The sequence below is a fragment of the Mycobacterium sp. OAE908 genome (assembly GCF_017872775.1).
GTDB lineage: Bacteria > Actinomycetota > Actinomycetes > Mycobacteriales > Mycobacteriaceae > Mycobacterium.
In genome coordinates, this window is the sequence record NZ_JAGGJL010000001.1 from 725939 (window position 1) to 739129 (window position 13191).

At 66.3% G+C, this 13191-nt stretch carries 10 protein-coding genes; 4 read left to right on the forward strand and 6 right to left on the reverse strand.

The window, feature by feature from the left end:
* Positions 1–33: 33 nt before the first annotated feature.
* Positions 34–882 (forward strand): LLM class F420-dependent oxidoreductase, encoded by an 849-nt coding sequence (locus J3E61_RS03440; RefSeq protein WP_210082615.1) that lies wholly within the window; start codon positions 34–36, stop codon positions 880–882.
* 238 nt (positions 883–1120) lie between these two features.
* On the opposite strand, the gene J3E61_RS03445 is transcribed toward J3E61_RS03440, so the two are convergent.
* From J3E61_RS03445 to sucC, 3 genes are all read right to left on the reverse strand, one after another.
* A complete protein-coding gene (locus J3E61_RS03445) occupies positions 1121–2650 on the reverse strand; it encodes an acetyl-CoA acetyltransferase (RefSeq protein ID WP_210082616.1) in 1530 nt (509 codons plus the stop codon).
* A 107-nt stretch (positions 2651–2757) separates the two neighbouring features.
* The gene (sucD, locus tag J3E61_RS03450) at positions 2758–3660 is read right to left on the reverse strand and encodes a succinate--CoA ligase subunit alpha (protein ID WP_210082617.1); all 903 of its coding nucleotides are present in this window, start codon (positions 3658–3660) and stop codon (positions 2758–2760) included.
* 10 nt (positions 3661–3670) lie between these two features.
* Positions 3671–4846 (reverse strand): ADP-forming succinate--CoA ligase subunit beta, encoded by a 1176-nt coding sequence (gene sucC / locus J3E61_RS03455; protein ID WP_210082618.1) that lies wholly within the window; start codon positions 4844–4846, stop codon positions 3671–3673.
* 250 nt (positions 4847–5096) lie between these two features.
* Here sucC and J3E61_RS03460 point away from each other — a divergent pair, with 250 nt between their 5' ends.
* Together J3E61_RS03460 and J3E61_RS03465 are read left to right on the forward strand one after the other, a co-directional pair.
* Positions 5097–6176 carry a M23 family metallopeptidase gene (locus J3E61_RS03460; protein ID WP_210082619.1) on the forward strand — a complete coding sequence of 360 codons (1080 nt, stop codon included), beginning with the start codon at positions 5097–5099 and terminating at the stop codon, positions 6174–6176.
* 47 nt (positions 6177–6223) lie between these two features.
* On the forward strand, positions 6224–6772 hold the full coding sequence (locus J3E61_RS03465; protein WP_210085416.1) for a hypothetical protein: 549 nt from the start codon (positions 6224–6226) through the stop codon (positions 6770–6772).
* Between the two features lie 135 nt (positions 6773–6907).
* Here J3E61_RS03465 and pcrA read toward each other — a convergent pair whose 3' ends face one another.
* Entirely contained in the window at positions 6908–9220 is a 2313-nt protein-coding gene (pcrA, locus tag J3E61_RS03470) for a DNA helicase PcrA (RefSeq protein ID WP_210082620.1), read from the reverse strand.
* Positions 9221–9457: 237 nt separating this feature from the next.
* On the opposite strand from pcrA, the gene J3E61_RS03475 reads away from it, so the two are divergent.
* The gene (locus tag J3E61_RS03475; protein ID WP_192727099.1) at positions 9458–9721 is read left to right on the forward strand and encodes a chorismate mutase; all 264 of its coding nucleotides are present in this window, start codon (positions 9458–9460) and stop codon (positions 9719–9721) included.
* A 4-nt stretch (positions 9722–9725) separates the two neighbouring features.
* On the opposite strand, the gene J3E61_RS03480 is transcribed toward J3E61_RS03475, so the two are convergent.
* A complete protein-coding gene (locus J3E61_RS03480; RefSeq protein ID WP_210082621.1) occupies positions 9726–11651 on the reverse strand; it encodes an acyltransferase family protein in 1926 nt (641 codons plus the stop codon).
* Between the two features lie 88 nt (positions 11652–11739).
* Positions 11740–13188 carry an NAD-dependent succinate-semialdehyde dehydrogenase gene (locus tag J3E61_RS03485; protein WP_210082622.1) on the reverse strand — a complete coding sequence of 483 codons (1449 nt, stop codon included), beginning with the start codon at positions 13186–13188 and terminating at the stop codon, positions 11740–11742.
* Positions 13189–13191: the final 3 nt, after the last annotated feature.

Here is a 13191-nt window from a genome sequence, read left to right on the forward strand (position 1 = left end):
CCCGCCAGACTGGAACACGTTCTAATTCTTGGCATGGACTACGGGCTCGTACTTTTCACCAGTGACCGCGGCATCACCCCGGCAGCGGCGGCCAAACTCGCCGACGATCACGGCTTCACCACGTTCTACGTGCCCGAACACACCCACATCCCGATCAAGCGGCAGGCCGCCCACCCGACCACCGGCGACGAGTCGCTGCCCGACGACCGCTACATGCGCACGCTTGACCCGTGGGTTTCGCTTGGTGCGGCTTGTGCGGTGACGTCGCGGGTGCGGTTGTCGACGGCGGTCGCATTGCCGGTCGAGCATGACCCGATCACGCTGGCCAAGTCGATAGCGACGTTGGACCACTTGTCGGGCGGCCGGGTCAGCCTGGGCGTCGGATTCGGTTGGAACACAGACGAACTCGCCGACCACAACGTGCCACCAGGACGGCGGCGCACCATGCTGCGCGAGTATCTGGAAGCCATGCGGGCATTGTGGACGCAGGAAGAAGCTTCCTACGAAGGCGAATTCGTCAACTTCGGCCCATCGTGGGCCTGGCCCAAGCCGATTCAGTCGCACATTCCCGTGCTCGTCGGCGCGGCGGGCACCGAGAAGAACTTCAAGTGGATCGCCCGGTCCGCGGACGGCTGGATCACCACGCCGCGCGACTTCGACATCGACGAACCGGTCAAGTTGTTGCAGGACACCTGGGCCGCGGCCGGCCGCGACGGCACCCCACAGATTGTCGCGCTGGACTTCAAGCCGGATCCGGACAAGTTGGCGCGGTGGGCCGAACTCGGCGTGACGGAGGTGCTGTTCGGCCTGCCCGACAAGTCACCGGATGACGTCGCGGGCTACGTCGAGCGGTTGGCCGGCAAGCTGGCCGCGCTCGTTTGACTTCTGCTCGCTAGGTAGTACCGGCGCAAAAAGCGCGTACGGGTCTACGCGCAAAGGATGCCGAGCGCACGGCAACAGTCATGGGTGAGCACGCTTCACCGATCGAGAGGACATGACATGCCATCCATCAGCCCACTCATTGCCCGGGTGTTCGACGATCCCCATGCCGAACATCGCCGCAGAAATGGAAACCAGCCCAAGCGAAACCGGTTCGAATCCCGAGGACGCACGTCGCGGTCTAAGCGAGGCTAGCGCGATTGCCGTGTTCGGTGGACCACACGCTGATCTGCGCACCAAGGGGATCGCCATCGGACATCAGCGCGACCAGATCGTCGTCCTCGGTGGTGGCCATGAACCGGCTGTTGTCGGAGTCCAGGCGGCCGACGATGATCCCGGTCCGGATCGGCCAGTCATAGCGCACCGAGTAGGTCTCGATGGTTGCCGCGCCGTCCGGATTGCGTGTCACTGGCACTTTGGGTAGCTCGGCGATCTCCTGTTTGAGCGCCTCGCAGCGGTCGGTGCGCCATTCGACGGGTTCGGTGGAGTAGATGCCGATGGAGTACTTGCTCATGATGCCGCCGTTGGCTCCGACGAAGCCGAATCGCCCTGGCGCCTGGCGCATTTCACTCACCGTCTCGGCGATGGCGTGCAATGAGTAGCTGTTGCCGGGCCCGCCGAAGTACGGCAGTCCGCCGGTCAGCGTCAGACCACGCGGATCGTCACCGTCGATACCGAGGGCCTCGCAGATGACGAAGACCGGAAACGGGAAGCAGCTGTAGAGGTCGAAGGTGGCGATGTCGTCGACGCCGATTCCGGCCACCCGCAACGCTTCTCGCACGGCCAGCACCGACGCGGGGCTGGCACCGAGGTCTTCGCGGTCCAGCGTCGCCTGCTCGACCATGTCGGAATGGCCGTGAACGTAAACCCATTTCTCCTCGGGCACACCGAGTCGCTTGGCCGCCTCGACCGACATCATCACCGCGGCCGCGCCTTGGTTGACCTGATCGCGTGCGACGAGCAGACGCGGATACGGGTCGCAGATCATCCGGTTGTCGCCCGAGACCGTGATGACCTCCTCGACCGAGCGTTCCACCGGTGAGGACGAAAACGGGTTCTTCGCAGCGACTTTCGAGAGCGGTGCGAACAGTTCGGCCATTTTTCGGCGATAGTCGACGACGCTGAGCCCCAGCCTTGCGCGGCGGGCGTTCTCGAGAAGCCCATACTGAACGGGCGCCCCGGTCAGACCATGCTGGATGGTGTAGTCGTCGATATAGCTGAAGATCTGGTGGCCGCGGTCCTCGAGTTGCCCCTCGACATGCTCGGTGAAATCCGGCTTGTCTTCCCGGTCGGCGAAGTAGCGCGCCGTCGACCCCGGCTCAGAACCCATGATCATCACGACGTCGGCTTCGCCCGCCGCGATCGCGTTGCCCGCCTCGGTGACGAGCTTCTGCGGGCTCTGTCCCCCAACGGGTTCCAGCACCACGCGGGCGGGATCGCCACCCACGCGTTGCATCACCGACCGCGGGTAGTTGTTCGATTTGCCCAACGCGGCGGGCATCGGCCCGGAGATCTCGAACTGTCGCAGCCCGAAGACCGTGTCGACCGCTTTCGCGACGCCCGCGACGCCCGCGGCGCCCGTGTCGGCCAGCGCCGCCCGCACAGCTTCGGTCGCCAACTCGACCGCGGACATGCCGCGATAGTCGGCGTCGTCGATGCGTTCGGTGAACTGGCCGACGCCGACGACCACCGGAGTCCGCGGAACGACCATTACAGACCTCCTGACGCGTGTTAATTCGTCAGGCTAATCGATAACTAGAACGCGTTCCTAATCCTGCGGCCTAGTTCACACCGAGTGGGCCCACGCGCAGCTGGGGATTACAGGCTCTGCAGGATCTCCCTGGCCAGGCGCGCCGTCTCAGAAGGGGTCTTGCCCACCTTGACGCCCGCGGCCTCGAGGGCCTCCTTCTTCGCCTGCGCGGTGCCCGACGAACCGGACACGATCGCGCCCGCGTGGCCCATCGTCTTGCCCTCGGGCGCGGTGAATCCCGCGACGTAGCCGACGACCGGCTTGGACACGTTGGCCTTGATGTAGTCGGCCGCACGCTCCTCGGCGTCGCCGCCGATCTCGCCGATCATCACGATGACCTTGGTTTCGGGGTCCTTCTCGAAGGCCTCGATGGCATCGATGTGCGTGGTGCCGATGACCGGGTCACCGCCGATACCGATCGACGTCGTGAAGCCGAAATCGCGCAATTCGAACATCATCTGGTAGGTCAGCGTGCCTGACTTGGACACCAGCCCGATGGGGCCGGGGCCGCTGATGTTGGCAGGAGTGATGCCGACCAGCGACTGGCCGGGCGTGATGATGCCGGGGCAGTTGGGCCCGATGATGCGGGTCTTGTTGCCCTTCTCGACGTTGTAGGCCCACGCATATGCGCTGTCCTGCACCGGAATTCCCTCGGTGATCACGACGAGCAGCGGGATCTCGGCGTCGATGGCCTCGATGATCGCGTCCTTGGCGAACTTCGGCGGCACGAAGATGATCGACACGTCGGCGCCGGTCTTCTCCATCGCCTCTTTGACGGTGCCGAACACGGGAAGGTCGACGTTCTTGCCTTCCTTGTCGACGTGCGACACCGTCGTTCCGGCCTTGCGCGCGTTGACGCCGCCGAGGATCTGGGTGCCTGCCTTGAGCATGCGGGCGGTGTGCGTGGTGGCCTCGCCGCCGGTGATGCCCTGGACGATGACCTTGCTGTCTGCTGTCAAAAAGATTGCCATGTCAGTCCTTTCAGGCCTTTGCGGCTTCGGCAGCCTTGGCGGCAGCGACGTCGGCGGCTTCGTCCATCGTGCCGACCTCCGTCACGAGCGGGTGGTTGGCTTCGGCGAGGATGCGACGGCCTTCTTCGACGTTGTTGCCGTCGAGCCGGACCACGAGTGGCTTGTTGGCTTCGTCTCCGAGGATCTGCAGCGCCTTGACGATGCCGTTGGCGACGGCGTCGCACGCCGTGATGCCGCCGAACACGTTGACGAACACGCTCTTGACCTGAGCGTCGTTGAGAATGACGTCGAGGCCTGCGGCCATCACCTCGGCCGAGGCGCCGCCGCCGATGTCGAGGAAGTTGGCCGGCTTCACGCCGCCATGCTTCTCGCCTGCGTAGGCGACGACGTCGAGCGTCGACATCACCAGGCCCGCGCCGTTGCCGATGATGCCGACCTCACCGTCGAGCTTGACGTAGTTGAGGTCGTTCTCCTTGGCCTTGAGCTCCAGCGGATCGGTGGCGTCGCGGTCCTCGAACAGCGCGTGCTCGGGCTGCCGGAAGTCGGCGTTGGCGTCGAGGGTGACCTTGCCGTCCAGCGCGAGGATCTGGTCGTCGGGCGTGCGCACCAACGGGTTCACCTCGACCAGCGTGGCGTCCTCGGCGACGAACACCTCCCACAGCTTCTGGATCGTCACGGCCGCCGCGTCGAGCACCTCGGCGGGCAGGTGGCCCTGCTCGGCGATCGAGCGGGCGAACGCCAGGTCGACGCCCTTGACGGCGTTGACGGGCACCTTGGCCAACCGCTCGGGCTTCGTCGCGGCGACCTCTTCGATCTCCATGCCGCCCTCGACCGAGCACATCGCCAGGTAGGTGCGGTTGGCGCGGTCGAGCAGGAAGGAGATGTAGTACTCCTCTGCGATATCGCTCGCCTCCGCGACCAGCAGCTTCTTCACGATGTGGCCCTTGATGTCCAGGCCGAGGATGTTCTGCGCGTGGGTGAACGCGTCGTCGGGAGTGGCGGCGTACTTCACGCCGCCGGCCTTACCGCGGCCGCCTGCCTTCACCTGGGCCTTGACCATGACCGGCCGGCCGATTTCCTCGGCGATGGCCTTGGCGCCCTCGGCGGTGTCGGTCACCCGACCCGGCGTGGTGGGCACGTTGTGCTTCGCGAACAGCTCTTTCGCTTGGTATTCGAAGAGATCCATTGACTCACTGTCTTTGTGCGTTGACGTCGAAGGTTTGTGCCCGACGGGCCAGGGGGAACTTTATCCACACGAACTAGCGGGTTCTGCACCGCCTACCGCTCATGTGGTAGATCTCACCGCCGGCCAACACGTGATACAAGTCACAATCCCCCGGTGGAATACATCCTCGGGTTGCGGCCAACATTGGGATTTGGTTAACGTGCCTCTGGTCCAGATCACGTTTCGGTCACGGCTAGAAGGACATTGCAGGTTGGCAAGGCATCGTTTGTCTCCCGCTCCTGACGGAGTCTCGACGAACGACCCCGCCGACGGAAATCCTTACGCAGCAGTCAATTACGACGCCGCGATCACCGACATCATTCCGTTCAACGAATTCGGTGACCTCGCTGATCTGGAGTTCCGCGAGAACTGTGCGTTCGACCGCGAGTCGCAAGTCATCCATGCCCCTGAGCTCGACGACCTGCATGACACGGACAATCTGATCCCGCTGCGACTGGCGGTGCCGTCGCAGTTCCGGCCGGACCCGCGCGCCGAGCGTCGCGCGTCGCACGCCTACCGGGACAGCCACACCGACACCAGCGACGGCGTGGACGAGACCGACATCATCGACATCTCCGGCCGACGCGGTCTGCATCGCAAGCAGGACGTACCCGTCAAGGGCAGGCTGATGGTCGCCGCGATGGCGGTCGGCGCTACCGCGGCAGGCGCGTACACGATGTCGAACGCCTCCGACCACAAGAAGCCGACGGAGGCCGTTCTCGCCGCAGATACGTCGACCATGGGCGGCGGGCTCGTCACCGGGTCAACCGACGGCATGCAGATCGTCTCGGTGGCCCCGGCCGCCAACGAGTCGGTGCACGCCGAGGAGGTCACCAAGGCCGCCGCGTTCGCCCAGGAGCGGGCCGAGCGCGAGGCGCGGCTGAACCGGCCGCTGTTCGTGATGTACACGAAGGGCGTCTTCACCTCAGGCTTCGGCTACCGCTGGGGTGTGCTGCATGCCGGCATCGACATCGCCAACTCGATCGGCACACCGATCTACGCCGTCGCCGATGGCGTCGTCATCGACGCGGGCCCGACGGCCGGCTACGGCGCCTGGGTCAAGATCCGGCATGCCGACGGCACGGTCACGCTGTACGGGCACGTGAACACCTGGCTCGTCAGCAAGGGCGATCGGGTGATGGCAGGCGATCAGATCGCGACGATGGGCAACCGCGGTAACTCCACCGGTCCGCACTGCCACTTCGAGGTTTTGGTCAACGGCACCAACCGAATCGACCCGGTGCCGTGGCTTGCGCAGCGGGGTCTTAGCCCCGGCAACTACGTTGGCTAGATGTGAGCGACGGCCCGTCCGAATCTTCCCCACTCGATAAGCCACGCATCCGACGCAACGGTGGCACGCCGTCGTCACCGATACCCGCCGAGTCTGAGCCGCAGACCAGCATCATCCGGCGTCATCCGACCGGCGAATTCCCCACGTTAGGCGACCCGCCGACGACCTATGTGCCGCGCGCCAGGCCTGCGGCGATCGGCACGCCACGGCACAAGCAGGCCAAGCCGAACACAGCCATCGCGACGGTGATCGCCGCCATCCTGACCGGCTGGGCCACCGCTGTGATCGCCGTCGACCTGATCACCGGCTGGTGGCGGTCGGACCGGCTGTTCTGTGTGGCGATCGGGTTCCTCACCGCGGTGTCGGCGGCAGCGCTCATCACCGGGCTGATCGCGCTACTGCTGCGGCGCCAGCTGAGCAGGCTGCTGATAGTGGTCGGCGCCGTCGTTGCGCTGCTGATCTTCGCGGGCTTGTTCGTCGCGGGGGCCAAGCTCTCGCCGGTGGTCTACGGCATCCCGCTGCTGCCCCTGGCCAGCATCCTGCTGGCGCTGCTGCCCGCGACGCGCCGCTGGGCCCGCAGCGGCGGGTCGGGTTAGGCCCTAGCGACGCCAGGGCTTCGACTCCACGAAATCGCAATTACCGCGGGAAAGTTCGAGTGGATCGCACAACGACTGCGATCTCGCGAACCGAGAGGTTAGTTCAGTGTCGCTGCGAGCAGACGAACCCGGGCCTTAAAGCTTCGCGACCGGCGCGTGGTTGTGCATCAGCTTGACCCGCCCGGCGCTGCCGAAGTCGATCAGCGACATCGCCGACTCACCGACGCCGGACACCTCCTCGACGCGGCCGAGCCCGTACTTGTCGTGGGTGACGCGATCGCCCGGTGCAAGCACCAGCAGCGGGCGCTTACCTACCGCTGAGCGCGCCGGTGCCGGACGCGGAGTCCCGAATCTGCCGGCACCGCTGACGGGCGCCGAAAGCGACGGTGCAGGCTCGACACGGCGCCAATCGATGAGCTCCTGCGGGATCTCCTTGAGGAACCTGGATTCCGGGTTGAGCATCGGCTGCCCCCACGACGAGCGAACTCTGGCGCGGCTGAGGTACAGCCGCTGCCGCGCCCTGGTGATGCCGACGTAGGCCAGCCGCCGCTCCTCGGACAGTTCGGTCGGATCGCCGAGTGCCCGCATGTGCGGGAACATGCCGTCCTCCCAGCCCGTCACGAACACGACCGGGAACTCCAGCCCCTTCGCGGTGTGCAGGGTCATCATCGTCACCACGCCTGCGCCGTGCTCGGGCAGTTCGTCGGCGTCGGCCACCAACGACACCCGCTCCAGGAACTGGGCGAGCACGCCGGTGTCCGGAATGTCCTCGTCCTCGGGCGCCACTTCACCCGTCGCCTGCGCGTTTGCCAGGTCGGTGCTGAATTCGTGTGCGACGCTGACCAATTCGTTGAGGTTGTCCAGTCGCGCGAGATCCTGGGGATCGCTGGAGGATTCCAGCTCGGTCCGGTAGCCGGTGCGGTCGAGGACGGCTTCCACGACGTTGCCGAGCTCGTCGTCCAGCTTCCCGCGCAGATCGTCAAGCAGCTCAACGAAACTCACGATGCACTTCTCCGAACGGGTGTTCAGCATCGGCACCTTGCCCTCGGCGGCCGCCTGCAGCGCGTCGTTGAAGCTCAACCCGGTGTTCTCGGCGTACACCGCCACACACGCCTCGGCGCGGTCGCCGATCCCGCGCCGCGGCGTGTTCAGAATGCGGCGCATGCTCACCGAGTCACCGGGATTGTCGAGCACCCGCAGATACGCGACGATGTCGCGGATTTCCCTGCGCTCGTAAAAGCGAACGCCCCCAACGACTTTGTACGGGATGCCGGCGCGGATGAACACTTCTTCCAGCGCGCGCGACGAGTTGTTGGTGCGGTAGAACACCGCCACGTCGTTGTAGGTGATCTCACCCTTGTCGGCGAGCGCGTCGATCTCCTCGGCGACGAAGCGCGCCTCGTCGTGCTCGTTGTCGGCGACGTAGCCGACGATGAGCTCGCCCTCCCCCGCGTCGGTCCACAGCCGCTTCTCCCGCCGACCGGCGTTGCGCGAGATCACCGAGTTGGCCGCGTTCAGGATGTTCTGCGTCGAGCGGTAGTTCTGCTCGAGCAGAATCGTTGTGGCATTGGGGAAGTCGCGTTCGAAGTCCTCGATGTTGCGGATGGTGGCGCCGCGGAACGCGTAGATCGACTGGTCGGCGTCGCCGACCACACACAGCTCAGCGGGGGCGACCCCGTCCTCGGTTTCGCGGCCGACCAGCTCACGCACCAACACGTACTGCGCGTGGTTGGTGTCCTGATACTCGTCGACCAGGATGTGCCGGAACCTCCTGCGGTAGTACTGCGCAATCTGTGGAAATGCCTGCAGCACAGCGACTGTCTCGCCGATCAGGTCGTCGAAGTCCAGCGCGTTGGCCGCCCGCAGCCGGCGCTGGTATTCCGCGAAGACCTCGGCGATGATCCGCGGCAGATCCTCCATCGCATTCGACGCGTCGTAGGCCGCCTGCTCGGGGCCGATCAGCTCGTTCTTCAGGTTGGAGATCCCGTTGGCCAGCAGCCGCGGCGAGTACCGCTTGGTGTCCAGCCCCATGTCCTTGCCGATCATCAGCAGCAGCCGTCGCGAGTCGTCGGCGTCGTAGATCGAGAAGTTGGAGTTCAGCCCCTTGATCAGGGAGGCCTGGTTACGCAGGATCCGCACACAGGTCGAGTGGAACGTCGACACCCACATGGCCCGCGCCCGCGGCCCGACCAGTTGCACCACCCGTTCGCGCATCTCGGCGGCGGCCTTGTTGGTGAACGTGATGGCCAGCACTTGGCCGACGCCGACCTCACGGGCCGCCAGCAGGTAGGCGATCCGCCGGGTCAGCACCGCGGTCTTGCCGGACCCGGCGCCTGCGACGATCAGCAGCGGCGTGCCTTCGTGCAGCACTGCCTCGCGCTGTTGCGGGTTAAGGCCGTCCAGCAGGGCTTCGGAGTCGGAATTCAGGTCGGTCACGTGCAAACTCATGTCTGCCCCAACTTACCGCTGCCAGCCGACACTCTTTGCGCTGCCACGGCCTCAAATGGCACACTCAATACGTGCTCATGCAGCAAGGACGATTTTTTTACGGGTACCGGCCAGCGGTGCCCGTGGTCTAGCTGCTTCCAAGAGCCCCGCGGTCCGCTTCCGGATCCGGGGCTCGTCTCTTGTGTGAGGCCCGAAACCGGATGAGACCAAGAACCCTTACACAACGAGGAGCCCGAAATGACTATCGAAATGGAACCCGTGGCTGAGATTGATGACCTGCGCCGCGAGATCGACGAGCTCGACTCGGCGATCCTGGCGGCCGTCAAGCGGCGCACCGAGGTGTCCAAGCTGATCGGCAAGGCCCGGATGGCCTCAGGCGGCACCCGGCTGGTGCACAGCCGCGAGATGAAGGTGATCGAGCGCTACAGCGAGCTCGGCCCCGACGGCAAGGATCTGGCGATGCTGCTGCTGCGCATGGGCCGCGGCCGGCTCGGCCACTAGCGCTTCAGCGTTTCAGTGCGTCGGCCAACCACGGCGTCAACCACTTGACCGCCTCCGGCGTCGGATGCACGCCGTCGATGCGCATCTTGATGCCGTCGACCTTGTTGGTGTAGTAGCCGTCCGGGCCCAACTTCTTGTTGAGGTCGAGCACGGTGACGTTCGGTCGCTTACCGATCACGTTGCGCAACAAGGTGTTCCAGCGGTCGGCCCGGGTGGGCTGATCCTCGGGATACAGGCTGCCGTCGGCCCGCTCACCGCGCCGGTTGTACGGCTCGGTCGTCACCACCACGTGCGCACCCGTCGAGGTCAGAATGTCGAGGGCCCGCGTCAGCTCCCCGTGCAGATACGCGTCGTACGCGTCGTCGCCGATGTGCGTCCAGTGCCCCTCGTTGACCCGATCCACCACTTCCCAGCGGCCGATGATCAGCAGCACGACGTCCGGTCGGTCGTGGTTGATCCGCTGCGACCACCGTGCCGGCCAGTCGTCGCATTCCGGCTTCTGATTCAACGTCTCGCCCGCATACCGGTATGGCCCGCCGCGGGCCACGCCACACCCGATCGTCGTGTAGTTGGTGAAGCTCAGCCCCGGCGTCGGCGGCAGGTATCGCATCAGCGTCCACGCGACCGAGTCGCCGAACACCGCGACCCGCTTGGTCCCCGGCGCTAGCTGGCCCGACGGCGACTTCACCTCGACCGGCCGCTCCGGTGCGACCAGCGCAGCCGAGTCGATGCTGCTGGTTCCCGGGTCGGCCGGTTTCGGTTCGATGGGCACCACCGTCATGGTGATGACGGCCGCCGTCGCCGCCGTCGCGCCCGCCAACGGCAGCATCGGGACGATCACCGGCCGCCACCGTCGGATCGGCTGTTCGAGCAACCACCACGACGCCGTGGCCACCGCAACCGTCGCCGCGCACCGCAGCGCGAACAGCGGCCAACCCGACCACCCGGTGCGTTCGCCGTTGAGCGCCAGGAAGATCGGCCAGTGCCAGAGGTAGACGCCGTAGGAGATCGCGCCCAGCCACACCAGCGGCCGCCATGCCAGCGCCCGCGCGACGGGTGAGGTCTGGTCCATCGCCACGGGTGCGACGACGAGCACGGCGGACAGGGCCACCGCAATCAGCAGTCCGTAGCGGAAGTCGCGGGCACTGCCCGTCGCGTAGTGCGCGAGCACGGCCAGACCGGCCAGCCCGACGACCGACAACGCCGTCGCGGCCCAGCGCCGGTATTGGGTGCGGATCAGCGTGCCGCCCGACGTCAGCACCGTCCAGTCGCGTACCAGCAGGGCAGCCGCCGCGGCACCGATCAACAGCGCCTGTATGCGGGTGTCGGTGCCGAAGTACACCCGGTTGACCTCGGGCGCCATCAAGATGGCTGCGGTCGACGACGCGACGACGCCCGCGACGGCCAGCACGAAGACGGCCAGTCGGAGTCGCCGCCAGCACAGCGCCGCGACGCCGAGCACCAGCAGCGGCCAGATCAGGTAGTACTGCTCCTCGACGCCGAGCGACCACGTGTGTTGCAGCGGCGACGGCGGGGCACCTTGGGAGAAGTAGTCGGTCTTCTGCGCGACGAACGCCCAGTTCGACATCCAGAAGAAGGAGGCGACGGCATCGTCGCGCAACGAGGCCGTGGCCTCGGTCGGGAACAGCTTCCGCACGGCCACTACCGCGAGCACCATCGCGAGCAACGCAGGCAGCAGTCGTCGTGCGCGACGAATCCAGAAGTCGCGCAGCCGGATTCGGCCCTTGGTCCGGAATTCGTCGAGCAGCAGCGAGGTGATCAGGAATCCGCTGAGCACGAAGAAAACGTCGACCCCGAGGAATCCGCCGGAGACGCCGGGCAGCCCGCCGTGCTCGGCGAGGACGAGCGCGACAGCGACCGCACGGATGCCGTCCAGTGCGGGAATCGAGTGGCCGCGATCCGCTGTCACTGCCGGAATCTTTCCCGCGCGAGCAGACGCAAAAGTCCCCGACACGCCGAGGTGCAGGGGACTTTTACGACTGTTCGCGGAAGTTCGGCTAGTTCGTCAGCGCGATGTACTTGGTCTCGAGATATTCCTCGATGCCCTCGGTGCCGCCCTCGCGGCCGAAGCCGGACTGCTTGACGCCGCCGAACGGGGCCGCCGGGTCGGAGATCACGCCGCGGTTCACGCCGACCATGCCTGCGTCGATGCTCTCGGCCACCCGCAGCGCGCGATCCAGCGACTGCGTGTAGATGTAGGCCGCCAACCCGTATTCGGTGTCGTTGGCCGCAGCGATGCCCTCCTCCTCGGAGTCGAAGCCGGTGATCGGCGCGACGGGCCCGAACACCTCCTCCTTGAGAATGCGGGCGTCGGCCGGGACGTCGGCCAGCACTGTGGCCGGGTAGAAATTGCCGGGGCCGCCCGGGGCGACTCCACCGACCGCGACGGTCGCGCCGCGCGAGACGGCATCGGACACCAGGTCTTCGACGGTGGCGACCTGCTTGGCGTTGATCAGCGGACCCAGCGTCGCAGACTCATCGGTGCCCTTGCCGAGGGTGAACTCGCTCATCCGCTTGACCAGCTTCTCGGTGAACTCCTCGCGCACCGCGTTGGCGACGTGGAAGCGGTTGGCCGCGGTGCAGGCCTCGCCGCCGTTGCGCATCTTGGCCAGGATCGCGCCGTCGACGGCGGCGTCCACGTCGGCGTCGTCGAACACCACGAACGGGGCGTTGCCGCCGAGTTCCATCGACAGCCGCAGCAGCTTGTCGCTGCCCTGTTTGGCCAGCGCCTTGCCGACGCCGGTGGAGCCGGTGAACGTCAGCTTGCGCAGCCGCCCGTCGTCGATCAGCGCGGTGGTCACATCGCCCGGCTTGCTGGTCGGGATCACCGACAGCACGCCCTTGGGCAGGCCGGCCTCGTCCATCAGCTTGGCCAGCAGCAGCATGGTCAGCGGGGTCTCCTGAGCCGGCTTGACGATCATCGTGCAACCGGCCGCGACGGCCGGGCCGATCTTGCGGGTGCCCATCGCCAGCGGGAAGTTCCACGGGGTGATCGCGTAGCACGGCCCGACGGGGTCCTTGGTGACGATGATGCGGCCGTCGCCCGCAGGCTTCGGGGTGTAGCGGCCGCCGATGCGGACGGCCTCTTCGGCGAACCAGCGGAAGAACTCCGAGCCGTACTTGACCTCGCCCATGCTCTCGGGCAACACCTTGCCCATTTCCAGCGTCATCAGGGTGGCGAGATCTTCGGCCTTCCGGGTGATCTTCTCGAAGACCGCGCGCAGGATCTCGCCGCGCTCGCGGGGCGCGGTGGCCGCCCAGTCCTCCTGCACGGCGCAGGCGGCGTCGAGTGCGGCGATCGCGTCGTCTGGCGTGCCGTCGGCGACCGCGATCAGGACCTCGTCATCGGACGGGTCGAGAACGTTGAATGTCGACTTCCCTTCGCGTTCCTCACCGCCGATCCACAGACCGGTGGGTACTGACTTCAGCAGAGCGGTGGTGTCCATACC